Origin of the sequence: Streptomyces sp. NPDC016562 (genome assembly GCF_043076955.1) — a bacterium.
In the GTDB taxonomy this organism is placed as follows: Bacteria; Actinomycetota; Actinomycetes; order Streptomycetales; family Streptomycetaceae; genus Streptomyces.
On record NZ_JBIBRZ010000002.1, the window covers coordinates 1,498,423 to 1,522,485 of the forward strand.

Annotated in this window: 22 protein-coding genes; 14 read left to right on the forward strand and 8 right to left on the reverse strand. The window is 73.4% G+C overall.

Translation table 11 applies throughout. The features are described from left to right. Positions 1-194: 194 nt before the first annotated feature. From ACF059_RS14475 to ACF059_RS14485, 3 genes are read left to right on the forward strand one after another with little or no spacing between them, the layout of a single operon-like run. Positions 195-1,820 (forward strand): peptide-N4-asparagine amidase, encoded by a 1,626-nt coding sequence (locus ACF059_RS14475; protein ID WP_392056167.1) that lies wholly within the window; start codon positions 195-197, stop codon positions 1,818-1,820. Between the two features lie 27 nt (positions 1,821-1,847). Then, entirely contained in the window at positions 1,848-3,548 is a 1,701-nt protein-coding gene (locus ACF059_RS14480; RefSeq protein ID WP_392056170.1) for a serine/threonine-protein kinase, read from the forward strand. Between the two features lie 53 nt (positions 3,549-3,601). Continuing rightward, entirely contained in the window at positions 3,602-4,552 is a 951-nt protein-coding gene (locus ACF059_RS14485; RefSeq protein WP_392056173.1) for a phytoene/squalene synthase family protein, read from the forward strand. Here the strand turns inward: ACF059_RS14485 and ACF059_RS14490 are convergent. After that, positions 4,536-5,249, reverse strand: a complete 714-nt coding sequence (locus ACF059_RS14490) for a transglycosylase SLT domain-containing protein (RefSeq protein WP_392056176.1) — start codon at positions 5,247-5,249, stop codon at positions 4,536-4,538. The genes ACF059_RS14485 and ACF059_RS14490 overlap by 17 nt on opposite strands. A gap of 375 nt (positions 5,250-5,624) precedes the next feature. Further along, positions 5,625-6,584 carry a dihydrodipicolinate synthase family protein gene (locus ACF059_RS14495; protein WP_392056178.1) on the reverse strand — a complete coding sequence of 320 codons (960 nt, stop codon included), beginning with the start codon at positions 6,582-6,584 and terminating at the stop codon, positions 5,625-5,627. Between the two features lie 71 nt (positions 6,585-6,655). Here ACF059_RS14495 and ACF059_RS14500 point away from each other — a divergent pair, with 71 nt between their 5' ends. The 6 genes from ACF059_RS14500 (at position 6,656) to ACF059_RS14525 (ending at position 13,913) form a co-directional block, all read left to right on the forward strand. Further along, positions 6,656-7,651 carry a LysR substrate-binding domain-containing protein gene (locus ACF059_RS14500; protein WP_392056181.1) on the forward strand — a complete coding sequence of 332 codons (996 nt, stop codon included), beginning with the start codon at positions 6,656-6,658 and terminating at the stop codon, positions 7,649-7,651. A gap of 73 nt (positions 7,652-7,724) precedes the next feature. Further along, complete coding sequence (locus ACF059_RS14505; protein ID WP_392056183.1) at positions 7,725-8,810, forward strand: S-(hydroxymethyl)mycothiol dehydrogenase; 1,086 nt, start codon at positions 7,725-7,727, stop codon at positions 8,808-8,810. Between the two features lie 117 nt (positions 8,811-8,927). Further along, positions 8,928-10,238 carry an alpha/beta fold hydrolase gene (locus ACF059_RS14510; RefSeq protein ID WP_392056186.1) on the forward strand — a complete coding sequence of 437 codons (1,311 nt, stop codon included), beginning with the start codon at positions 8,928-8,930 and terminating at the stop codon, positions 10,236-10,238. Between the two features lie 116 nt (positions 10,239-10,354). Next, the gene (locus ACF059_RS14515) at positions 10,355-12,154 is read left to right on the forward strand and encodes a DNRLRE domain-containing protein (RefSeq protein ID WP_392056189.1); all 1,800 of its coding nucleotides are present in this window, start codon (positions 10,355-10,357) and stop codon (positions 12,152-12,154) included. Between the two features lie 105 nt (positions 12,155-12,259). Continuing rightward, positions 12,260-13,024, forward strand: a complete 765-nt coding sequence (locus ACF059_RS14520) for a PIG-L deacetylase family protein (protein WP_392056192.1) — start codon at positions 12,260-12,262, stop codon at positions 13,022-13,024. A 55-nt stretch (positions 13,025-13,079) separates the two neighbouring features. Then, positions 13,080-13,913, forward strand: a complete 834-nt coding sequence (locus ACF059_RS14525) for an enoyl-CoA hydratase/isomerase family protein (protein WP_392056194.1) — start codon at positions 13,080-13,082, stop codon at positions 13,911-13,913. A 45-nt stretch (positions 13,914-13,958) separates the two neighbouring features. On the opposite strand, the gene ACF059_RS14530 is transcribed toward ACF059_RS14525, so the two are convergent. Together ACF059_RS14530 and ACF059_RS14535 are read right to left on the reverse strand one after the other, a co-directional pair. Then, complete coding sequence (locus ACF059_RS14530) at positions 13,959-14,855, reverse strand: SDR family oxidoreductase (protein ID WP_392056197.1); 897 nt, start codon at positions 14,853-14,855, stop codon at positions 13,959-13,961. Positions 14,856-14,905: 50 nt separating this feature from the next. Next, the gene (locus ACF059_RS14535; protein WP_392056201.1) at positions 14,906-16,072 is read right to left on the reverse strand and encodes a hypothetical protein; all 1,167 of its coding nucleotides are present in this window, start codon (positions 16,070-16,072) and stop codon (positions 14,906-14,908) included. Between the two features lie 181 nt (positions 16,073-16,253). On the opposite strand from ACF059_RS14535, the gene ACF059_RS14540 reads away from it, so the two are divergent. From ACF059_RS14540 to ACF059_RS14550, 3 genes are read left to right on the forward strand one after another with little or no spacing between them, the layout of a single operon-like run. After that, the gene (locus tag ACF059_RS14540; protein WP_392056204.1) at positions 16,254-17,228 is read left to right on the forward strand and encodes an NADPH:quinone oxidoreductase family protein; all 975 of its coding nucleotides are present in this window, start codon (positions 16,254-16,256) and stop codon (positions 17,226-17,228) included. Then, complete coding sequence (locus ACF059_RS14545) at positions 17,225-18,433, forward strand: acyl-CoA dehydrogenase family protein (protein WP_392056208.1); 1,209 nt, start codon at positions 17,225-17,227, stop codon at positions 18,431-18,433. The genes ACF059_RS14540 and ACF059_RS14545 overlap by 4 nt, the downstream gene beginning before the upstream one ends. Next, a complete protein-coding gene (locus ACF059_RS14550) occupies positions 18,430-19,545 on the forward strand; it encodes an acyl-CoA dehydrogenase family protein (protein WP_392056211.1) in 1,116 nt (371 codons plus the stop codon). Before ACF059_RS14545 ends, ACF059_RS14550 begins: the two co-directional genes overlap by 4 nt. A 56-nt stretch (positions 19,546-19,601) precedes the next feature. On the opposite strand, the gene ACF059_RS14555 is transcribed toward ACF059_RS14550, so the two are convergent. Together ACF059_RS14555 and ACF059_RS14560 are read right to left on the reverse strand one after the other, a co-directional pair. Further along, positions 19,602-21,074, reverse strand: coding sequence for a phosphodiester glycosidase family protein (locus ACF059_RS14555; RefSeq protein ID WP_392056214.1), 1,473 nt, complete (start codon positions 21,072-21,074; stop codon positions 19,602-19,604). Next, positions 21,071-21,802, reverse strand: a complete 732-nt coding sequence (locus tag ACF059_RS14560) for a peptidase inhibitor family I36 protein (RefSeq protein ID WP_392056217.1) — start codon at positions 21,800-21,802, stop codon at positions 21,071-21,073. The genes ACF059_RS14555 and ACF059_RS14560 overlap by 4 nt, the downstream gene beginning before the upstream one ends. Before the next feature lie 133 nt (positions 21,803-21,935). Here ACF059_RS14560 and ACF059_RS14565 point away from each other — a divergent pair, with 133 nt between their 5' ends. Both ACF059_RS14565 and ACF059_RS14570 read left to right on the forward strand, forming a co-directional pair. Further along, the gene (locus ACF059_RS14565) at positions 21,936-22,307 is read left to right on the forward strand and encodes a tyrosinase family oxidase copper chaperone (protein ID WP_366864746.1); all 372 of its coding nucleotides are present in this window, start codon (positions 21,936-21,938) and stop codon (positions 22,305-22,307) included. 30 nt (positions 22,308-22,337) lie between these two features. After that, on the forward strand, positions 22,338-23,201 hold the full coding sequence (locus ACF059_RS14570; RefSeq protein WP_392056220.1) for a tyrosinase family protein: 864 nt from the start codon (positions 22,338-22,340) through the stop codon (positions 23,199-23,201). Between the two features lie 113 nt (positions 23,202-23,314). Here the strand turns inward: ACF059_RS14570 and ACF059_RS14575 are convergent, their stop codons facing one another. Next, on the reverse strand, positions 23,315-23,599 hold the full coding sequence (locus ACF059_RS14575; protein ID WP_392056223.1) for a chaplin: 285 nt from the start codon (positions 23,597-23,599) through the stop codon (positions 23,315-23,317). A 95-nt stretch (positions 23,600-23,694) separates the two neighbouring features. Continuing rightward, positions 23,695-24,018: a hypothetical protein gene (locus ACF059_RS14580; RefSeq protein WP_392056226.1), complete on the reverse strand. Its 324-nt coding sequence runs from the start codon at positions 24,016-24,018 to the stop codon at positions 23,695-23,697. Positions 24,019-24,063 lie beyond the last annotated feature (45 nt).

Sequence of the window (24,063 nt, forward strand, 5' to 3'; positions counted from 1 at the left end):
TAATTCCCGGGACCGAGCGTCGGTTTCCAGCCGTTGTCCCGCCCCGCCTCCGCGGCGGCCCCCCGCGCACGACGTACGAGCACGACCCGGCGGGAGTCCGCGTCCCCCTCGTCGGCGGCCTGGGGCGAAAACCCGCCAAGGCCGGTGCACCGTCCCTGGCCCCGCCCCCGCGGGCCGGGTTTCACTGCGGGCCCATGAGACGACACAGGATCATGGGCCTGCTCGGCGCGATCGCGCTGTCCGCGGGCACCCTCGCCGCGGCGGGACCCGCCCAGGGCGCGACGACCGCCGATCCGCCGCCCGCCGAGTTCGGCACCGACTGGCACGACCCCCTCACCGCCGCCCCGCCCGTCGACCGGCCCGCCACCCGCTCCTGCCAGGTGACCCTCGCCGAGGCCCAGTTCCGCGACTTCACCCCCTACCGGGGAAGCTACGCACCGCCCGAGGCCTGCGGGGCGAGCGACTGGGCCAAGGTCGTGCTCCGCCTCGACGGCAAGGTGAAGGGCCGCCAGTACGACCGCCTCGGCCACCTCTCCCTCGGCGGGGTGGAGATCCTGCGCACCTCCACCCCGCAGCCCTCGCCCGACGGCATCACCTGGTCCGTCGAGAAGGACGTCTCCCGCTACCGCGACACCCTCAGCCGTCCCCAGCCCGTCGAGATGCTCATCGGCAACGTCGTCAACGACACCTACACCGGTGTGATCGACGTCAAGGTCACCCTCACGTTCTACGCCGCCGAGGGCGCCACCCGGCCCGCCTCCGGCACCCCGGACCGCGTGCTGCCCCTGACCACCCCCTCGGTCACCGTCCCGCGCAACACGGAACGCCTCCTCGCCGAGGTGTACGCCACGGGCTCGGGCGGTGGCTGCGAGGAGTACTGGTACATGACCACCCCCGACGCGGCCCCCTACTCCTGCAAGGCGGAGGGGGGTCCCTACCGCGAGGTCCGCGTGCATGTCGACGGGCGGCTCGCAGGCATCGCGGCCCCCTTCCCGACGGTCTGGACCGGCGGCTGGTCCAATCCGTTCCTCTGGTACGTCACCCCGGGCCCCCGCGCCTTCGACGTCCAGCCGATCCGCTACGACCTCACGCCCTTCGCCGCGACCCTCAACGACGGCCGCGCGCACCGGATCGAGGTGTCCGTGGCCGGGGTCCCCGCCGGACAGAGCGGCTGGAGCACCCCCACCAACCTGCTGCTCTGGCAGGACGAGGCCCGCGAGGTCGTCACCGGTGCCCTGACCCGGCACGAGCAGAGCGATCCGGCGGGCCACTCCCGCTGGACACCGGCCGCACCCGGCGGTGAACACCGCCTGGACACCGAGGGCGGGCATCGGCTGAGCGTCTCCGGATACCTGGACACCTCCCACGGACGGGTCGCCACCACGGTCACCCGCGCCGTCCACAACACCTCCGTGCACCGCTGGACCGACGGAGAGAACCGTGACGCGCTCACCGCGGACTGGACCGACGAGGAGAGCGTGACGCACGGGCCGACCACCACCCGCACCGACCGCACCTACACGATGGACGGCGAGACCACGCTCGGCGCCGGCGACCGGCTGCGCACCGTCCTCTCCCTCGGCGACCGCGCGCACACGGTCACCCTGCGCGGCGGCCGCAGCGTCGACGTCACGCGGCTCGACCACCGGTACACGGGCGACGCCACCTACACCGCCAACGTCCCGCGCGACCAGCGGCACGCGGTCGCGACCACCTCGGCCCGCTACCGCCTGTACGGGTCCCAGGCGCCCGGCGGGTGCTACGACCGCACCGTGGCCACGGCGCAGGGCACCCTCACGGCGGACCGCCGCCGCTGCTGACACCGGCGGCGCCTACGATGATCCGCCATGGACACTGGTGAGGCCGGCAGACAGCTGATCGACGGCCGCTTCGAACTCGTCGCGCCCCTGGGCAGCGGCGGCATGGGTACGGTGTGGCGGGCCCGCGACATCGCCCTGCACCGCGAGGTCGCGCTCAAGGAGGTGCGCCCGCCGGACCCGGCCACCGCCGCCGCCCAGCCCGGTCTCGTCGACCAGCTGCGCGAACGGGCCGTCCGCGAGGCACGCGCCCTCGCCCGGCTCGCCCACCCCCACGTGGTGACGATCCACCACATCGTCGAACCGCCCGACGGCGACGACGGCCACCCGTGGATCGTCATGGAGCTGGTCAAGGGCGGTTCCCTGCACGAGCGTCTGGCATCCGGTCCGCTGCCGCTCTCCGACGTGCTGCGGCTGGGCCTCGACCTCCTCTCCGCACTGCGCGCCGCACACGCCGAGGGGGTCCTGCACCGTGACGTGAAACCCGCCAACGTGCTGCTGCGCCCCGACGGGTCGGCGGTGCTCACCGACTTCGGCATCGCGGCCCTGCACGGGTCGGACGGGCTCACCTCGACCGGGGTGCTGATCGGATCTCCGGAGTACATCGCGCCCGAACGGGTCCGCGGGGAGGAGGGGCTGGCCGCCTCCGACCTGTGGTCGCTGGGGATGCTGCTGTACGTGGCCGCGGAGGGCGTCCATCCGCTGCGCCGGGCCACGAGCCTGGCCACGGTGGTCGCCGTGCTGGACGAGCCGATCCCCGCGCCGGTGCGCTCCGGCCCGCTGGCGCCCGTACTGGAACAGCTGCTCGTCCGCGACCCGGCCGCACGGCCCGACGGAGCCCGACTGGAACGGCTGCTCCGCGACGCGAGCACCGCTCTCGGCGCCGCCCCGGCGGGCTCCGCCGCCCCGGTCGCCCACGCCGCCCCGCCCGCGTCCGCCGTCCCGGGTCCCTACGGGCCCTACGGCCAGTACGGGCCGTACGGGCCGCCCACCGCGCCGCCGTCGGGCCCGGGTGCCTCCCCCTACGTGACCACCGTCTCGCCCGTCCCCGCGACGCCCGCTCCCCGTAAGCGCCCGGCCCTGATCGGCGCCGCCCTCGTAGCGGTCCTGGCAGCCGGAGTCGTCGGGATCGTCCAGTGGCTGCCCGACGGGACCACCGGCGACGACCACGACGCGAAGGGCGCCTCCCCCACGCGCACCACCGCCACCGCCACCGCCACCGCCCCGCCCGCCTCCGCGGGCGGCGCACCCGCCCCCAAGGCGAGCACGCCCAAGGCGAGCGCGCCGCGCGGCAGCATGCTCACCCCGGAGAACATCCGGACGGCGCTGGAGGCGTTCAAGCAGCAGACCGGCACGACCACCTTCGTGGACCTGCGGATCTACGACGGCTACGTCCTCGCCTCCATCCCCACGGCCCCCGGTGCCCAGACCGTCGACTCCTGGCAGTACCGCGACGGCGCGGCCAAGCGCACCGGCCCCAAGGGCACGGTCGAGGACGGTGAGCCGCTGATCGACATGGCCACGGTCAGCTGGGACGCACTGCCCGGCCTGCTGGAGCAGTCCAAGAAGGACCTCAACGTCCCGAACCCGACCTCGCGTTACGTCATCGTGGAGCCCTGGATGATGGACCAGGTCCCGTGCATGCGCCCCTACCTCAGCGACGAGTACGGCCGGGGCGGATACGTCCTGGCCGGCATCGACGGCAAGGTCAAGAAGGTCGTGTCCTCCTGACGCCGGATACCCGTCCGCGCGATCCCCGACCGGTTCGAAGGAGCAAGACCCTCATGCCCAGCTGGCGCACCACCCTCACGGCCGCCGGGATATCCGGCGCCCGGCTGCGGGAGGACTACACGCACGCCGCCCGCCGGGTACGGCGGCGCGAGCCCGCACCGTACCTCGCGCTGCGCCTGCTCGCGGCGCCGCACCTGGTGCCCTGCCTCGCCGCCGGTCTGGCCTTCATGAACCTGGTCGACGACGTGGCGGAGACCGGCACCCCGCAGGAACGGGCTGCCGGACTCGCCGCCCTGAGCGGGCGCGTGGAGGCGGCCCTGACGTCCGGGGACAGCCCCGACCCCCTCCTGCGCGCCTACGCCCACGCGGTGCACACCCGTGGCCTGCCGACGCACTGGATCACCCGCTTCCTCGACGGCGCGGCCACCGCCGAAGCCGGCTTCGACGGCTTCGCCACCGAGGCTGACTTCCAGGCCTACCTCGACGCCTACGCCTGGCCCGGGGTGCTGGTCTTCACCGGGCTCCAGTACCAGGGCGGCCCCGACCCCGAACAGGCCGCGGTCTGGCGGCGGTTCGTCGACGCCGCCCAGCGCGTCGACTTCCTCGCCGACCTCAGCGGGGACCTGGCGGAGGGCCGGCTCTGCCTTCCGCGAGCCGGCCTCGCCGCGTACGAGGTGACCCGCGCCGACCTGGAACAGGCCCGCGACACCCCGGCCGTACGGGCCCTCCTCGCCGCCGAATGCCGGCGTGCCCGTACCGCCCTCGACGCCACCCGGGGCATCCTCGGCCTGTGCGAACCCGGCCTGCGTCCCGTCGTCGCGGCCATGGCCGAGCTGATGGCGCACCAGCTGACCGCCGTGGAGCGCGCGGGCGTCGGCGCCCTGAGCCGGGACGTCGGCTACGGCGTGGCGGCGCCCCTGCGCATCCTCGTGCGTGCCGCCCGCCGTGGCCCGGGGGCCGGGACCGGGTCCGCGGCCCCGACCGGGATCAGTAAGGCCCGTTGACGTTGTCGATGGAGCCGTAACGGGCCGCCGCGTAGTTGCACGCGGCGGTGATGTTCGCGACCGGGTCGTACGAGTCCAGCGAAGTGCCGGGCACGTGATAGGCCTTGAACGTCGGGTCGATGACCTGGAGCAGGCCCTTGGACGGGATGCCGTTGCGGGCGTTGATGTCCCAGTTGTTGATCGCGAGGGGATTGCCCGAGGACTCCCGCATCACATTGCGGTGAATGCCGTTGTAGGTGCCGGGAATTCCGTGCTTGGCCATCACGGCGAGGGACTCGCGGATCCAGCCGTCGAGATTGTTCGCGTAGAGGGTGGGCCGGGCCGCGGACCGGCTCGCGCGGGCGGTCTCGGGCTGGGTGCCCAGCTTCAGTTTGATGCCGGGCCGGATGATCGACGGGTTGTCGCCGATGACGCTCCGGTTCGCCGCGTAGAGCTTCTTCCAGCCGCCGCTCACGGAATGCTCGGCGGCGATCTCGGAAAGGGTGTCGCCGGCGACCACGGAATAGGTCGCGGCAGCGGCGGTGCCTGCTGTGGGGGCGGCGGTCTGAGCCGTGGGAACGGTGGTCGTCTGGACCGCCCCGGCGGTGGTCGCGCTGATCAGGGGGAGGGTGAGGGCCGCGCCACCAGTACCGGCCAGGGCCAGCTTGCGGGTGATCGGGTGGTGCTTGGGCCGACGGTGCTTACCCTTTGCGGGCATGGCGGAATTCCTCACGTGGGGGGACGGGAGAGCCCGGGTGGCGGCCGGATTCGGCTACGTGTCACCAGGAACGAGGTGACCGTAGGCGAGGCCGCCGGGCGGGAACAAGACCCGAATTCCACCGGTAGATCGTCTTCCCCCGATAAGCCCGGGAAATGACCTTGAGGACGTGTCCGTGCAATAGCCGATTCCCTTTCCGGGAAAAGGGAATCGGCTCCGCGAAGGAAATGATGTTGACGCATCCGGAGTGACTCACATCACGAGTCCGCGGCCCTGCGGCCAATACGGGCAAGTCCGCTCTCCGTAGGGCTCATTCGGGCGACTCGCCTGTAGGTGGCAAATCGCCCATCGGGGACGCTTTCCGGCGTGTGTGCCTCAGATCGGCAGCTCCGCCAAGCGCTCCAGGGTGGCCGCCACCGCCTCCTCCGAGGCCGGCAGCAGGGGAAGCCGTACGCCGGGGCTCGGGATGCGCCCCTGCGCGTGCAGCACCCCCTTGACGACCGCCGGATTCGGCTCGGCGAAGGCCGCCGCCGACATCCGGGCCAGCGCGTGGCCCAGGGGCCGGGCCCGCGCCACGTCGCCCGCCCGCCAGGCGGCGACGAGCTCCACGAACCGCGCCGTCGCCAGGTGCGCCGACGCCAGGATCCCGCCCGCCGCGCCCAGTGCCAGGAGCGCGGACGCGTACGCGTCGTCGCCCGCCAGCACCTCGAACCCGTCCGGGAGATCGCCCAGGAGCGCGACCGTGTCCTCGCCGATGCCGCCGCCCGCGTACTTCATCCCGGCCACTCCCGGGAGCGCCCCGAGCGCCCGCAGGGCGGCCGCGTCCAGCGGCTGTCCGGTCCGGTACGGAATGTGATAGACGATCAGCGGTACCGGGCTCACCTCGGCCAGCCGCGCGAAATGCGCCAACACCCCGGCGGCGGAAGGCCGTACGAACGAGGGCACGGTCACCAGCGCCGCCCGCGCCTGCGGCCACCGGGTCAGCCGGGCCAGCGAGGCCTCCGCGGCCCGGGTGCCGTTCGCCCCCGCGCCGACGGTCAGCAGCGCGCCCCGTTCCCCGCAGACCCGGGCGCACACGTCGGTGACGAGGTCGCGCTCCGCCTCGTCGAGGCCGGCCGCCTCGCCGGTGGTGCCGAGGGCGGCGATCCCGGTGGCGCCCGCGTCGAGCACCTCGTGGGCGAGCACCTCCAGGGCCTCGACGGCGATGTCCCCGGTGCGGGTGAAGGGAGTGACGAGCGGTATGTGGATCCCGCCGAGCGGGAGGTCTTGTGCGAGGTCCTGCGCCCTGTGCTGCGCTCTGCGCTGTGCCGTGTCCTGTGCCGTGTCCTGTGCCATGTCCACGAGCCTCACCCGTCCCGAGGCTCAAATCCAGTTCGCGTTTCTTACGCGACCCGTAAGCTGAGCCGATGCTCGATGTCCGGCGCCTGCGCCTGCTGCGCGAACTCGCCCGCCGCGGCACCATCGCCGCCGTGGCCGAGGCCCTCGCCTTCAGCCCTTCGGCGGTGTCCCAGCAACTCGGCGTCCTGGAACGGGAAGCCGGCCTGCCCCTGCTGGAGCGCACCGGCCGCGGGGTGCGCCTGACCCCGGCCGGGCAGCACCTGGTCGGGCACGCGGAGGCGGTCCTGGAGCGGCTGGAACAGGCGGAAGCGGACCTCGCCGAGGCGCGCGGCGGCCTGGCGGGGGCCCTGCGGATCGGCGCCTTCCCCACCGCCACACGGGCCATCGTCCCGGCCGCCCTGGTCGCCCTCGCCCGGCGGCACCCGGGGCTGGAGCCGATGGTCTCGGAGACCGACCCGGCGGCGGTGGCGCACGCCCTGCGGGCCGGTGACCTGGACGTGGCCCTGGTGCACGCGTACGACTTCGTCCCCGCCGCACAGGAGCCTGGACTCGTCACCGAGCCGCTGTACGGCGAGGCGATGTACCTGGCCGCGCCCGCCGGACAAGGGCCGGAGCCGTCGCCGGAGCCGTCGCCCGTGCCGTCGCCGTCGGCGGGTTCCGAGCCCGACCAAGGCGCGGTCCTGCGGACCCACGCGGATGCGCCGTGGATCACCGCCACCTCGGGCACCCTCTGCCACGCCATGACGGTACGGGCCTGCCAGGCCGCCGGTTTCACGCCCCGGATCCGCCACCAGGTGGACGAGTTCGCCACCGTGCTCGCGCTGGTCGCGGCGGGCCAGGGGGTGGCCGTCGTACCGCAGCTCGGCGTCCACGGCGCCGCCGGTCCGGCCGTACGCCTCACCCGGCTCCTCATGCAGCGCCGCACCAACCTGGCCTTCCGCAGCGGGGCCGGCGCGCACCCGGCCGTGGCCGCCTTCGGCGCGGCCCTGCGGGACGCCGTACCACCGGAGCTGACCGGGGGAGCGGCCCGGGACCTGCCGGGGGAGCTCGCGCGCCGGGCGTGACACAACTCCCCTGCCGGGCGCCGTCCGTGTACGTTCGGGGATCCAGGCCGAATCGAGCAGAGCGGGGTACGACGTGACGCATCGCGTACGAGGGGTCATCGCCCGGAGCAAGGGCGCACCGGTGGAGACGACGACGATCCTCGTGCCCGACCCGGGACCCGGCGAGGCGCTCGTCAGGGTCCAGGCCTGCGGGGTCTGCCACACCGACCTGCACTACCGCGAGGGCGGCATCAACGACGCGTTCCCCTTCCTGCTCGGCCACGAGGCCGCCGGGATCGTCGAATCGGTCGGCCCGGACGTCACGTCGGTGGCCCCCGGCGACTTCGTGGTCCTCAACTGGCGTGCGGTGTGCGGGACCTGCCGGGCCTGCAAGCGCGGACGGCCCTGGTACTGCTTCGCCACGCACAACGCCACCCAGCCCATGACCCTGGAGGACGGCACCCCGCTCTCCCCGGCGCTGGGGATCGGCGCCTTCGCCGAGAAGACCCTGGTCGCCGCCGGCCAGTGCACCAAGGTGGACCCGGCCGCCGCCCCCGCCGCCGCCGGACTCCTCGGCTGCGGAGTGATGGCGGGCTTGGGCGCCGCCCTGAACACCGGCGACGTCGGGCGGGGCGACAGCGTCGCCGTCATCGGCTGCGGGGGAGTGGGCAACGCGGCCGTGGCCGGGGCCAGGCTGGCGGGCGCCTCGAAGATCATCGCTGTGGACCTGGACGACCGGAAGCTGGAGTGGGCCCGGGGCCTGGGCGCCACCCACACCGTCAACGGCCGTACCCAGGACGTGGTCAAGGCCATCCAGGACCTGACCGGAGGCAACGGCGCCGACGTGGTCATCGAGGCCGTCGGCCGCCCCGAGACCTACCTCCAGGCCTTCTACGCCCGCGACCTCGCGGGCACCGTGGTCCTGGTCGGCGTGCCGACCCCCGAGATGAAGCTCGAACTCCCGCTCCTGGACGTCTTCGGACGCGGCGGCGCCCTGAAGTCCTCCTGGTACGGGGACTGTCTGCCCGAGCGGGACTTCCCGCTGCTCATCGACCTCTACCTGCAGGGCCGGCTCGACCTGGACGCCTTCGTCTCCGAGACCATCCCGCTCGACGGGGTCGAGGACGCCTTCGCCCGGATGGAACGCGGCGAGGTGCTCCGCTCGGTCGTCGAGTTCTGACAGGAAGGTCCCCCTGGTGTCACCGCACTAGACTCGGGCGGACCACCACACCCGCGCCCCGCCGTCACCCGGCCGGGGCGCGGGCCTGTCCGCACCTCGTACCCCAGGGGGCCGCCCGTGACCACCGCCCGCAGCTACCGCCAGCCCGGCACGGTCCTCACCGACCACCGGTTCTCCGTCCCCCTGGACCACGCGCGGCCGGACGGGGAGCGGATCGAGCTGTACGGCCGCGAGGTCGTCGCCTCGGACAAGGATCCCGAGAAGCTGCCGTGGCTGCTGTACCTGGAGGGCGGTCCCGGCAACGGCGCCCGCCGGTTCATCGGCCGACAGGCCTGGCTGGAGCGGGCCCTCACCGAGTACCGGGTCCTGCTGCTCGACCAGCGCGGCACCGGCCGTTCCACCCCGCTGAACCGGCAGACCCTGCCCCTGCTCGGCAGCCCCGCGCAACAGGCCGAACACCTCGCCCACTTCCGCGCCGACTCCATCGTGCGCGACGCCGAGGCCATCCGCCCCGGCCTGACCGGCGGCGCCCCCTGGACCGTGCTCGGCCAGAGCTTCGGCGGGTTCTGCACCACCACCTACCTGTCCACCGCGCCCGAGGGCCTCAGCGCCGCCCTGATCACCGGCGGCCTGCCGTCCCTGACCGCCACCGCCGACGAGGTGTACGAGGCCGCGTACCCCCGCATCGAGCGCAAGAACCGGGCCCACTACGCCCGTTACCCGATGGACGTCGAGCGCGCCCGCGACATCGCCGCCCACCTCATGGAGCAGCCGGCCGAACTCCCCGGCGGCCACCGCCTGACCGTCGAGGCCTTCCAGTCCCTCGGCATGCTCCTCGGCGTGGGAGACGGCAGCCACCAGCTGCACTACCTGCTGGAGGACGCCTTCGTCCCGACCGCCGCCGGCCCGGCCCTGTCCGACGCCTTCCTGGAGGGCGTGCGCTCGCTGCTCTCCTTCGCCGCACACCCCCTGTACGCGCTGATCCACGAGTCGATCTACGCCCAGGACCCGGCCACGCCCACCGCGTGGGCCGCCGAGCGGGTCCGCGCCGGCCACCCGGGCTTCGACGCCGCCAAGTCCCTCGCGGGCGGCGAACCGCTGCTCTTCACCGGCGAGACCATCCACCCCTGGCACTTCACCACCGACCCCAGCCTCGCCCCGCTCCGCGAGACCGCCGAGCACCTCGCCGCCCGTACCGGCTGGCAGCCGCTCTACGACCCGGCACGCCTGGCGGCCAACGAGGTGCCGGTGGCCGCCGCCGTCTACCACGACGACATGTACGTGGACACGGCGGACTCGCTGCGCACGGCCCGGGCCGTGCGCGGCCTGCGGACCTGGGTGACCGACGAGTTCGAGCACGACGGCGTCCGCGCGGGCGGCACCCGCGTCCTGGACCGGCTGCTCTCCCTCGTGCGCGACGAGGCGTAGGCGTCCGCGCTGGTCACGGGCGTGCCGGAGCTCCGGATAATCGTTCCTGCAGAAGTGGATCACGCGGTTAGGGTCGGTCCGTACCCCGACGACACCGACCGATGTGTGGAGCGTGCATGCTGAGAACGATTTCGAGGGCCGTCTCACTGGCCCTGGCCGGCGGGCTGGCCGGCGGACTGGCCGTGACCGGCGTGGTGGCGGGGGCGGCGCAGGCCGCCGCCGCGCCCGCCGTCAGCGCCGCGGGGGCGGGGGAGACCTCCGTCGGCGCGCAGGCCTGGACGCGCGTGTCCAAGCAGAGCCCGAACCGCTCCTTCTGGAACGCCGCCGACGACCTGCGCGTCGGCGACGAGGGCGGCGCCCAGGGGCTCTCCCGCTCCTACCTCCGGCTGGACACCACCGCGCTCAAGGGCGCCACGGTCGACCGGGCGACCTTCCGGATCACCAACACGGGGGCGGCGTCCTGCACGGCCCGCCCGGTCGAGCTGTGGAGCGTCGGCGCCTTCTCGGACCGGACCACCTGGAAGAGCCAGCCCGACAAGGGCGTCCGGCTGGCCTCCGTGACGGCGGCCAAGGGGCCCGAGGGCTGCGCGGCGGGCATGCTGGAGTTCGACGCGACCGCGCTGGTCAAGGACGCGGCGGCCAGGAAACTGGGGTCCGTCAGCGTGGGCCTGTTCGCCGCGGACGAGTCCGACGCCTCGGCCTGGAAGCGCTTCGCCCCGTCGAGCGCGACGCTGGCGGCCACCGTCAGCCGCCCCGTGCCGCCGGTGATCAGCTCGGTCGAGTTCCCCGACGCCTCGAACGGCGTTCCCGAGAACACCGGCAAGGCCCGTACCCCCGGCACCTTCACCTTCGGCACCGGCGGCGCCACCAACCTGGAGAAGATCGTCTACTGGTCGGAGTTCGACACCCGTCAGGTCACCGTCGCTCCCGGCGCCTCCGCCGTGATCACGCCCTACGGCTCCGGCCCCCACACGATCTACGCCTACAGCGTCGACACCGCCGGATACCGCTCCGACCAGGCGACGTACCTCTTCTGGGCGCTCGGTAACGGAGGGGTCCGCGACGCCGCCGGTGACCTGAACGGTGACGGCGTGCGGGACCTGTGGACCCTGGATCCGGACGGCAGGCTCCGCTTCTCGGCCGGCCGGGCGGACGGCACCTTCGGCGCGCCCGTCGACGGCGGCGCGTCCTTCGCCCCGGGAACCCGGATCACCGCGAGCGGGGACTGGGGCGAGGACGGCTACAACGACCTGCTGGTGCTCGAATACAACGACGTGCTCAAGGCCAAGCAGCTCAAGGTCCTCCCCGGCAACGGCCTCGGCAGCGTCCGTCCGCAGGACGTCATGGAGCTGAGCGTCTTCTGCCCGGTCGCGGATCCGGACGCCGGCTGCGTCAAGGACGACCCGGCGTGGACGGGCGACGACCACTGGTCCGACGCCCAGGACATCACCGACGCCGGTGACTTCAACGGCGACGGCGAGCCCGACCTGCTGGTGAAGCAGGGCGCGAAGCTCTGGGCGTACCCCGGCAGCCGCTCCGGCTACCTGGACATCACCGCCAGCCCGGTCCTCGTCGGCGACGGCGGCTGGGACACGGTCTCGGTGCTCGTCCCGGGCGACACGGACGGCGACGGCGCCACCGACCTGTGGGTGCGCGACGACGCCTCGGGCGACCTGTTCTCCGTGAAGGGGGCCAAGGACGCCGCCGGGCACCTCGACCCCCGGAGCTGGGCCACGGCGCAGCGCGTGAAGATCGGCTCTGGCTTCGGCCGGACGGCCTACCCCACGCTGGTCGCTGCGGGCGACTTCGACCGTGACGGCCTGGCCGACCTGGCCGCCGTCGGCGCCGACGGCAAGGCCGTCTGGTTCCGTTCGACCGCCACCGGGGTCGACGCGACCCCCCGGCCCATCGGCTGAGCCCAGAGCAACGCACGGGACCGGCGCCCCACCCGGGGCGCCGGTCCCGCCGCGCGGGCGGGCCCCTGCCGGTCCATGTCGGCACGTTCGCCTAGGGTTTGACACATGACCGAACAACGTGATCAGCAGCCGCCGCTGCCGGCGATGCCCACCGACTGGAAGCGCGCCCTCGCGGTCGTGGCCCACCCCGACGACCTGGAGTACGGGGCAGCCGCCGCCATCGCGGACTGGACGGACGGCGGCCGCGAGGTCGTGTACCTCCTCGCCACGCGGGGCGAGGCCGGCATCGACACCATCGCGCCCGCCGACTGCGCCCCCCTGCGCGAGGCGGAGCAGCGCGCGAGCGCGGCCGTGGTCGGCGTGTCCCGGGTGGAGTTCCTCGACCACCGCGACGGCGTCGTCGAGTACGGGCTGGACCTGCGCCGGGACATCGCCGCGGCGATCCGCCGCCACCGCCCCGAACTCGTCATCACCATGAACCACCGCGACACGTGGGGTGGCGCGGAGGGCGGCGGCTTCTGGAACACCCCCGACCACAAGGCCGTCGGCCGGGCCACGCTGGACGCGGCCGGCGACGCGGGCAACCGGTGGATCTTCCCCGAACTCCTCTCCGAGCAGGGCCTGGAGCCGTGGAACGGGGTGCGCTGGGTCGCCGTCACCGGTACGACCACCCCGACGCACGCGGCCGACGCCGGTCCGGGCATGGAGCGGGCGGTGAAGTCCCTCATGGAGCACAAGGCGTACATCGAGGTGCTGACGGACCAGGACCCCGAACAGTACGTGCGCGGCTTCCTCACCGGGCACGCCGAGCAGGCGGCGGCCCGGTTCGGCGGCCGCCCGGCGGTGCTGTTCGAGGTCTTCCCCCGGTGAGCCGCCACCCCTAGGCTGACGGTCCGTCAGGCGACAGCGGGGGGTGTGGGACACGGTGATCGACACCATCTCCACGGAGATCGCGGAGGGTGAGGAGCGGATCCGTCTGGAGGTCGCGGACGGCATCGCGGTTCTCACCCTCTGTCGCCCCGACCGGCTCAACGGCTGGAGCTGGGAGTCCACCCGCCAGCTGGGCCTGCTCGCGGACCGCATCCGCTTCGACCCCTCCGTGCGGGTGGTGCTGCTGCGGGCCGAGGGCCGGGCCTTCTGCGCGGGCATCGACGTGACCGCCCCCGGCGGCTCCATCGCGGGCCGGTCCGCCGCCGAGCGCACCCGCAACTACTACGAGGGCATCCGCTGGGTCCACGAGCGGTTCGCCGTCCTCGCCGGGCTCGCGCAGCCGGTGGTGGCCGCGGTCCAGGGCTACTGCCTGGGCTTCGGCTTCGAGCTGGCGCTGATGGCCGACGTCCGCGTGGCGGCGCAGGACGCCGTCTTCGCCCTGCCGGAGGCGCAGTTGGGCGTGGCGGTGGACGCGGGCGGCGACCTGCGGATCGCGCGGGAGGCGGGCGCGGGCTGGGCCAAGTACCTGGCCCTGACGGGCCGCCGTATCGACGCGGCGACGGCGGAGCGCCTGCACCTCGTCCAACTGGTCGTCCCCGGAGAGGACTTGGAGGCCACCGCCCGCGCCCTGGCCGGGGAGATCGCCGCGAACGCCCCGCTCGCCGTCCAGGGCATCAAGCGGGCGGTCGACTCCTACGCCGACGCCGCCCTCCCCGCGGCCCTCGACCGCGTCGCGATGACCGCCGCCCTCACCCTCACCTCGGAGGACTCCCGCGAGGGCTACGGGGCCAAGGCGGCCCGCCGGCCCCCGCACTTCACCGGAGGATGAGGGCCGGAACCGGAGGATGAGGGTCACGGCACCGGAAGATCACGGTCACGCGCCGAACCGGCCGCGCCCCAGCTGCTCCCGGACCGTGACGGTCGGCGGGGCGACCACGGACCGGCGCTGCCAGTTCGCCCCGTCGACCACCAGCGTGTGCCCGGTGACGAACCGGGCGTAGGGCGAGGCCAGGAAGGTGGCGGCCCAGCCCAGTTCCCGCGGCGCGCCCACCCGCAGGGCGGGCTGCCGGGCGTGCTCGGCGCCGGGTGCGGCGCGCTCCAGGCCGCCCCGGATGTCCTCGGTCATGTCGGCGTGCGGGAACAGACCGGGGACGAGCCCGTTGATCTGGATGCCGTACGGGCCCCACTCGACGGCGAGCGTCTCCACCAGGTTCTTCACGCCCGCCTTGGCGGCGGCGCTGTGGGCGAAGCCCGGCCCGCCCGTCCAGGCGTACGAGGCGCCGATGTTCACGATGGACCCGGGGGTGTCCGCGGCGAGGTGGCGGCGGCCGAACTCGCGGGTCATGAACCAGGTGCCCGTCAGGGTGATGTCCACGACCGCCCGCCAGGCGTTCGGCGACAGGTCCTCGGCCGGGCAGGGGAAGTTGGCGGCCGCGTTGTTGACCAGCACGTCCGGCAGCCCGAGCGCGGCCTCGGCGGCGTCGAAGAGTTCCGCGACCCCCTCGGGGTCCCGGATGTCGCAGACGATGGACGTGACCCGGCCCGCTCCGGGCACGGCCGCCAGCTCCCGGCGTGCCGCCTTCAGCCGCTCGGCCCGCCGGCTCGCGATCACCACGTCGGCGCCGAGTCGCGCGAACTCGGTGGCGATGGCCTTGCCCAGCCCGGTGCCGCCGCCGGTCACGAGGACCACCTGCCCGGCGTAGGTGCCGGGAGGCAGGGCGGCGGCGCCGAGGGGCGGCGGCGCGGGCAGGCCGCGCAGGGGGTTCTCCATGCGCCCATCGATAGCGTGCGGGCGCTCAGATCACCATGCCGAGGCGGGAATCACTTCTGGGGCGCGTACGCCTGCTTGCTCGCGCAGTTCCAGACCACGGGGGTGCTCGCCTGCGTGTTCCGGTCGACGAGGGCGCCGCCGACGCGGTCGTCGTCCGTGGCGGCGAAGGCGCGGCTGAGGGTGTCGCGCGTCGAGCCCGCGGGGTGCGGCAGCGCCAGCGGCGCCCCCTTGCCGGGCCAGTAGACGGCCTGGAAGTAGCTGGGCCAGCTCTCCTCGAAGGTGGTGGCGGTTCCGACGGCCACGTTCGTGGTCGCGCTGCTGCCCGACAGCTCCAGGTCGCGGTGGGCGCCCAGCCGGCCCGGATCGGTGGGCAGGGCGTCGTACGGCTTCTGCCAGACGGCCGGGGTCCGCGTCGGGTCGTTGCGGTAGTGGTAGTGCTCCAGGCCGACCACCCGGCCGCGGTCGTCGATGTCCCTGCCGATGGTGCTGAAGGAGGAGTGGTAGCCGTTCCACACCTGGAGGCTGTACGGCGGGTAGCCGCCGCCCGCGGGCCAGACGACCGGGAAGGTCTTGGTGACCTCGATGTCGTTCTCGGCGTCGAAGTAGGAGCCGGTGGCCGTTCCGACGATGTCCCCGCGCTTGTTGACGCCGGTCAGCGAGACGATCCTGGTGCCGGGGATCGCGTCGGCGGGAACGGGCAGTTCGCGCACGGCCTCGCCGTTCACCCACTCCTTGGCGACGCCGTTGTCCACGGCGACGACCCGGCCCGACGCGTTCACGTCCACGTCCACCTCGTGGTACCCGGCGGCGGGCGCCGTGAGCGCCTCGGAGGTCGCGGAACCCATCTGGTGGGTGAAGGCGACTGCCGCGCGGTCCGCGGTGCGCGTGGCGCTGCCCACCATCAGGCCGGTGGCGCTGACGGCCTTGACGCGGCCCTCGTCGAAGCCGGCGGGCAGCGGGACGGCGTGGACCGTGTGCTCGGGCCCGGTCCAGTAGGCGGGCAGGCTGCCGCTCGCGCCCACCGCGAGTCCGCCCGCGCCGAAGCCCGCCACCGAGCCCCCGCTCGTCCCGGGCAGTGCGGGCAGCAGGTCCACGGACGGGGCGCACGGGGTGGTGCCCGTCGCGGCGGCGGCCGGTCCGGCAGCCGTGATCAGCCCCGCGAGGACGAGGGCGGCTGCGGCGGCGGACGTGGTGCGTCTGATGCGGCTGGTGGTCATCGGTCGGTTCCCCCTGGTCGAACAGGTCATGTGCCGTACGGCATCTGCTCGTTGATGCTATCTCCGCCGGTCCGGAAAGATCACTTGGTTCTCCGGGCGCGCCTCCTGGTTCCCAGATGGGCAAGCGACCGCTTAGTATGCCCGCGGAGCGTGATTCCTCGACGGCGGCTGGAGGCCCCGGATGCAGGCATGGCGAGTACATACCCCCGGCGAGCCCCGCGAGGCCATGCGCCTCGAAGAGGTTCCCGAACCCGTCCCCGGTGAAGGCGAGGTGAGACTGAAGGTACTCGCCGCCAACGTCAACTTCCCCGACGCGCTGCTCGCCCGCGGGCAGTACCAGATCCGGCCGCCGCTGCCCTTCACCCCGGGCGTGGAGATCTGCGGCGAAACCGAGGACGGCCGCCGCGTCATCGCCAACCCCAGCCTGCCGCACGGCGGTTTCGCCGAGTACGTCACCGCTCCCGCGCACGCCCTGCTCCCCGCCCCCGACGCCCTCGACGACGCCCAGGCGGCAGCCCTCCACATCGGCTACCAGACCGGCTGGTTCGGCCTGCACCGCCGCGCCCGGCTCCAGAGCGGCGAGACCCTGCTCGTGCACGCCGCCGCCGGCGGGGTCGGCAGCGCCGCCGTCCAGCTCGGCAAGGCCGCCGGCGCGACCGTCATCGGCGTCGTCGGGGGCAAGGCCAAGGCCCGCACCGCCGAGGAACTCGGCTGCGACCTGGTGATCGACCGCACGGCGGAGGACCTCGTCGCCCGCGTCAAGGAGTTCACCGGCGGCCGCGGCGCCGACGTCGTCTACGACCCGGTCGGCGGAGACGCCTACACCGCCTCCGCCAAGTGCGTGGCCTTCGAGGGCCGGATCGTCGTCGTCGGCTTCGCCAGCGGCACCATCCCGGCCCCCGCCCTCAACCACGCGCTCGTGAAGAACTACGCCGTCCTCGGACTGCACTGGGGGCTGTACGCGGCCAAGGATCCGGCGGCCGTCCTCGGCTGCCACGCCGAACTGACCCGGCTCGCCGCCGAGGGCGTCATCACACCCCTCGTCAGCGAACGCGTTCCGCTCGCCGGAGCGGCCGACGCCGTCCAGCGCGTCGCCGACGGGACCACCACCGGCCGGCTGGTCGTCGTACCGGCCATGGACGGAGAACGCCGATGACCCCCACGACCGGCCCCACCGCCACCCCCGAGACGCTGCGCGCCCGCGTGCGGGAACTGCTCGCCGCCCACCCGCCCGCGCACACCCCCCGCGGCGACTTCCTGCGCGCCCGCTTCGACGCCGGACTCGCCTGGGTCCACTACCCCGAAGGACTCGGCGGACTCGGCGCGCCGCGCTCCCTGCAGGCCGTCGTCGACGCCGAACTGGAAGCCGCCGGAGCCCCCGACAACGACCCCCGCCGGATCGGCATCGGTCTCGGCATGGCCGCCCCCACGATCCTGGCCTACGGCACCGAGGAGCAGAAGCGGCGCTTCCTGCGCCCCCTGTGGACCGGCGAGGAGGTGTGGTGCCAGCTCTTCAGCGAGCCCGGCGCCGGCTCCGACCTCGCCGCGCTCGCCACCCGCGCCGTCCTCGACGAGGCCACCGGCACCTGGGTGGTCGACGGCCAGAAGGTGTGGACCTCCAGCGCCCACAACGCCCGCTGGGCGATCCTCATCGCCCGCACCGACCCGGCCCTGCCCAAGCACCAGGGCATCACCTACTTCCTCTGCGACATGCACGCCCCCGGCGTCGAGGTCAGGCCCCTGCGCCAGATCACCGGAGAGGCCGAGTTCAACGAGGTCTTCCTCACCGGCGTCCGCATCCCCGACACCCACCGCCTCGGCGCCGTCGGCGAAGGCTGGGCGGTCGCCCGCACCACCCTGATGAACGAACGGGTCTCCATCGGCGGCATGCGCATCCCCCGCGAGGGCGGCATGATCGCGCCGGTCGCCGCGGCCTGGCGCGAACGCCCCGCCCTGCGCACCCACGCCCTCCACCAGAGGCTGCTGGAGCTGTGGGTCGAGGCCGAGGTCGCCCGCCTCACCGGTGAACGGCTGCGCCAGCAGCTCGTCGCCGGGCAGCCCGGCCCCGAAGGATCGGGCATGAAGCTCACCTTCGCCCGGCTCAACCAGGAGATCAGCGGCCTGGAGGTGGAACTCCTCGGCGAGGAGGGCCTCCTGTACGAGGAGTGGACCATGCGCCGCCCCGAACTGGTCGACTTCACCGGCCGCGACGCCGGCTACCGCTATCTGCGCGCCAAGGGCAACAGCATCGAGGGCGGCACCAGCGAAATCCTCCTCAACATCGTCGCCGAGCGGGTCCTCGGCCTGCCTTCCGAGCCGCGCGACGACAAGGACCTCGCCTGGAAGGACCTCTCCCGATGACCGCATCCACGGCGCCGGCCGACCTGCTCTACTCCGAAACCGAGGAGGAGCTGCGCTCCGCCGTGCGCGCGCTCCTCGCCGACCGCTGCGGCCCCAAGAGCGTCCTCGACCGGATCGAGACGGACCAGCCGCACGACCCCGCGCTGTGGCACACCCTCGCCGTCGAGATCGGCGCCGCCGGACTCCTCGTACCCGAGAAGCTCGGCGGCCAGGGCGCGAGCCACCGGGAGGCGGCCGTGGTCCTGGAGGAGCTGGGCCGGGCCGCGGCGCCCGTCCCGTACCTGACGAGCTCCGTCCTCGCGACGGAGATCCTGCTGGGCTGCGACACGGCCGAAGCCGCCCCGCTGCTGGGGGAACTGGCCCGCGGCCGCACCGTGTGCACACCGGCCCTGCCGCTGACCCTCGCCCCCGGCGCCCCCTTCCCGGCGCCCGTACGGGACGGTGGCGGCGGGATCCTGAGCGGCACGGTCACCTCCGTCGCGGACGCGGTGGCCGCCGACGTCCTGCTGGTCCTCGCCGACACCGGGCTGTACGCCGTCCCGGCCGCCTCGGCCGAGCTGACCGTGAAGGTCGCCCTGGACCTGACCCGCCCGCTCGCCACCGTCACCCTGCGGGAGGCCGCCGGCACCCGGCTCGCCGACCCCGCCACGGCCCGGGCGGCCGTCGCGGGAGCGCTGCTCTCCGGGGCCGGACTGCTGGCCTCCGAGCAGCTCGGGATCGCCGAGTGGTGCCTGACCGAGACCGTCGCGTACGTCCGCGGCCGCCACCAGTTCAACCGGCCCGTCGGCTCCTTCCAGGCCCTCAAGCACCGCCTGGCCCGGCTCTGGCTCGACGTGGCCTCCGCGCGCGCGGCGGCCCGGGCCGCGGCCGACGCCCTGGCCACCGGGGCGCCCGACGCCCCCCTGACGGTCGCGGTGGCCCAGGCCTACTGCTCGGGCGTCGCCGTCCGGGCGGCCGAGGAGTGCGTACAGCTCCACGGCGGCATCGGCATGACCTGGGAACACCCGGCTCACCTCTACCTCAAGCGGGCCAAGGCCGACTCCCTGGCCCTGGGCACCGCGGGCCACCACCGCGGCCTGGTGGCGGACTTCGCGGAACTCCCTGCGCCGTAGCCCCGGCCCCGGTTCCGGCCCCGTCCTCACGCGCGGGGACGGGGCCGGAGTCCTGGTCAGGGCTTGCTGACGGGGTTGCCCCCGGCGCCCGCGTAGACCGTGTCGAAGACCGCTCGTTCGCCGGTGGAGTCGGTGACGCCCGACCTGCGGATGAGCGTGTCCTCGGCGGCCGGCCGGGTCAGCAGGGTCGTCGAACCGCCGCCGTCGAGGTTGATGGCGTCCATCGCGCCGCAGGCCATCAGCGCCCGTGTGACCTCGGGGAAGAAGGCCCCGTCGACTTTGTCGGCCGGCTTCTCCGGGGCGAGCGGTCCGGTGACGGTGAGCAGGAGCGTACGGCCCTGCTTGTCGACGGCCACGGCCGTACGGGAGGACCGGCAGATCTGCTGGTCGCCCGTGGGCGGATCCAGCCGGCCGGTGCAGGAGCCCGCCAGGCCGCGGTCCTTGCCGTCCTTGATGAGGACGTCGCCCCCGGAGACGATGTCCACGGACTCGTCGAGCGGGAGTTCCTTCCCGAGGTCGAGGTCCGTGACGGTCTGGCTGACGGCCAGGGAGGCGCCGGCGTCCCGCATGGACTTCAGCCAGGCGGTCTCCTCGGCTCCGATCACCTGGAGGTTGCGGTAGCCCGGACGCACGAGCCGGCCGCCCCGGGTGTCCCAGGCGTTGGTGATCTTCCCGTCCTTGTCCAGCTCGACCTCGAAGCCCGCCTCGTCGTCCGAGGCGATGTGCGGGTTGAGGTCCTTCGTCGGGGTCGTCATCCCGTAGCTGTCGGTGAACAGCACGAATTCCGTCGCATCGGGCCAGGCCGCCACGCTCTTGCCGTGCGGGTCCTGGTACGCCACCTTGTCCGGCTTGGTGTCCGCGTCATCGCCGTCGGGCAGACCGTCGCCGGGCTCGCGCTGGCAGGCCATGGCGCCGCCGGGGTTGCGGTTCACATCGTCCAGGTCGTACGACTTCGTTCCCGGAGCGTCCTTGCGCGACACCTTCATGGTGGTCGACAGGTTGGCGATGCGCGGGACGCCGTACTGGAGGATCAGCGAGGGGCGGTCCGACTCCCGGGTGCACGCCGCGCCCAGTACCTCGCCGTCACGGACGACGAGGCCGAAGCTCTGGACCGAATCGGCCGCGGGGTCGGCGCTGCGTCCCTCCAGCATGAAGTAACTGCCGTTGATCGCGGCGTACGGCTTGCGGGGCTGGCCGATCAGCTGGTCCCGGACCGTCTCGGCCGTGCCCGCCTTCTTCCCGGTGGTGCTCTCGACGCGCAGCCCGGCGACGGCCGGGTCGATGCGCACGATGCTCAGCTCGCGCGGAGCCGTGCGGGGCGCCGTGATCGTCTCGTCGCGGTAGTGGAGGAGTTCGACCCCCGGAGCGATCTGTTCGCCGGACACCCAGCCCGGGACCGGAGGAGCACTCTGAGTCGCAGCGCTCGTGGCGCCGGGAACGGCGAAGATCAGGCCGGCGGTGAGGACGGAGGCGGCGGTCAGCGTGCCGGTCCGGCGCCGGGAGGCCGTGCCCAGGAGGGAGTTCGTCATGGCGCGCAGCCCTCCAGCTTGTCGGCGAACGTGTGCGAGTTGAAGGTCTGGTCGAAGACGCCGGAGACCGTCGTACTGTCGCCCGACAGCACGCCGAAGGACTTGGCCTCACCGGTGACGGTGGTCCAACTCCCCTGGTGGTTGTCCTCGTTGTAGAAGCAGGCGGTCTGGCCGGTCCGGTTGCGCACGGAGCGGATCCGGTCGCGCCAGGCGGATTCGAGGTAGGTGGTGCGCGGCGTGTCGGTGGCGAACATCGGACCGCGGCCCGCCGGTTCCTTGAAGATGCAGAGCATCTTCTCGGGGCAGCGCTCGTAGCCCGTGAAACACAGGCCCTGGGAGGCGGCGAACTTGTGGGAGCTCACCTTGCCGGCGAGCACCGTCAGGTCCGCCGTCGCCCGCGGGGCGACCGCCTCGACGGCGCCGCCGAGCCGGTCGTTCTCGTAGAAGCAGACCCAGTGGGAGGTGCGGTTCGCGACCGACTTCGTCCTGTTGTCCCAGGCGGCGTGCGGGGAGCCGGTCTCCTTGTACCACTCGGCGTACTTGTCGTCCATGGCGAACCGCTCGACCGGCGCGTCCGGCTCGCTGCCACCGTTGGCGGCGCTGTAGAGACAGAGGTTCTCCGTGCAGTCGGTGTACCCGGCGGCGCTGGCCGGGAGGGCGAACAGCACGGAACCGAGCAGTGCCAGGGCTCCCGCTATCAGGGAGCCGCGCATGATGTTGATCTTCACGCCCGTGAGTGTGTCAGGCGCCTTCGGAGGCTCTGCACCCGACCACCGTCCTCTGCAAGCCCCCCAAGGGGTGACCTCGCACGCCCCGCGGCGTTAGACCCGTAGCCGCCGGCCACCGAGCGAGGGAGACCGTATGCCGTCCGCAGCATCCGCCGCCGCACCACTGACGCGCCGCGCGCTTCTCCGTACGGCCTTCACCGCGGCCGTGCTCGCGGGCACGGCCGCGGCCCTCGCCCCGGTCCTGCGGGCCCGGGGTCCGCGGCAGACCCTCACGCCGGCCCCGCTGGCCGAGGAGGAGACGTACCGCGGCCGGCACATCGCCGTCGACGACGCCGGAGTGCGCATCGACGGCCGGCCCCTGCACGTCATGCGCCGGGCCGACGGCAGCTATCTCAGCGGGATCAACCACTTCCAGTCCTTTCCGACGCGCCTGGAACTGGCCCGTGCGGCGGTCGACGAGCTGGGCACGGCGCAGCTGGCGTTCGCGGCCCCGCACCACGGCTGACACACTCACGGGAACGGGAGGAGCCCCGCGTTGTACACCCGGCAGAACCAGAAGAACCTCACCGGCGCCCAGAAGAAGCGGTTCACGGCCGCCGTACTGGAGCTCAAGCGCAGCGGCGCCTACGACGCCCTGGTGCGCACCCACGACAAGTACTTCGTGCCCGACCGCGACCGCAAGCTGCGCGTCGGGCACATGTCCCCGTCCTTCTTCCCCTGGCACCGGCGCTACCTGCTGGAGTTCGAGAGGCAGTTGCAGGAGATCGACCCGGGTGTGTCCGTGCCGTACTGGGACTGGACCACCGACAACAGCCCGGTCTCCTCCCTGTGGGCCGACGACTTCCTCGGCGGCACCGGCCGGGCCGGCGACCGCAAGGTGATGACGGGGCCGTTCGCCTACGACAAGGGGAACTGGACCGTGACCGTGGGCATCACGGAGTCCGCCTTCCTCACCCGCAACCTCGGCCGTCCGCAGAACCCGATCACCCTGCCCACCGCGGCCGAACTCCAGGGGGCCCTCGACGACCCCACCTACGACGTCTCGCCCTGGGACTCCACGGCCACCGCGGGCGGCTTCCGCAACAAGCTGGAGGGCTGGGCCGCGCCCAAGAGCGAGCGCTGGCGCAACCACAACAAGGTCCACCAGTGGATCGGCGGACACATGACGGGCGGCACGGCGCCCAACGACCCGGCGTTCTGGCTGCACCACGCCTTCGTCGACCTGATCTGGGACCGCTGGCAGCTCAAGCACCCGGGATCCGGCTATCTGCCGGCCGCCCCCCTCGCCCGGGGTGACCTCCAGCGCGGCCGGGTGATCTCCCTCGACGAGCCGATGCCCCCGTGGAACATCACCCCGCGGGAGATGCTCAGCCATCGGGGCCTCTACCGCTACGAATGACACTCCGCACGAAGCCTCGAAACCTCGAAGCCTCAAGCCACGCAGTGCAGGGAAAGGGCCCCCGCCGACCGGCGGGGGCCCTTCGTGGATCACGCGATCAGCAGATCAGCGGATCAGTGGCCGTAGCCCTCACCCTCGGTGTGGTGCGCGCCGTCGCCCGAGGCGTTGACGCAGGTGTTGCCGAACGCGGGGTTCAGGAGGGCGATCACGTTCACAGTGTTGCCGCAGACGTTGACCGGGATGTGCACCGGGACCTGGACCAGGTTGCCCGACAGGACACCGGGGGAGCCGACCGCCGCACCGTGCGCTCCGGCATCGGCGACGGCCAGACCCGCACCGGCGACCACGGCGCTACCGGTGACAGCGGTGATGGCGAATGCCTTCGCGATACGCGACATCAAGATCTCCTCATGAGATATGGGGCGCCGCAGAAAGTGCGGCATTTGACATGGCATACAACGCCGGGGCGGCCGAGGGGTCACGGGCGCTGGGCCTACCTGGTGACGGAAAAACGCACGGAGGCGAAGTAGGGCCGCACCGGGGTGACCTCGCCGGGCCGCAGGACCCCGACCACCCGGCCCGAGCAGCCCGGCTCCCGGTAGAGGGTCGCCGTGGTCCGGGTCCCGTTCGTGACCGCCCGGCCGCCGCCGCCCTCCGCGCTGACGCAGCCCCTCGGGGCGGTGAGCTGCTTGACCTGGTCGTTCTGGCCGACGTACTGGAAGTTCGGCCCGTCGGCGGCCTGGGCCGAGCCGCCGAGGAGCGCGGTGGCCGCCAGCAGCAGGGCGGGCCCGGTGTGGTGGATACGCAGCATTCGCATGCCCGGTCCAACCGCGCCGGGCCCCGGCCCGGTCACGCCTTGTCA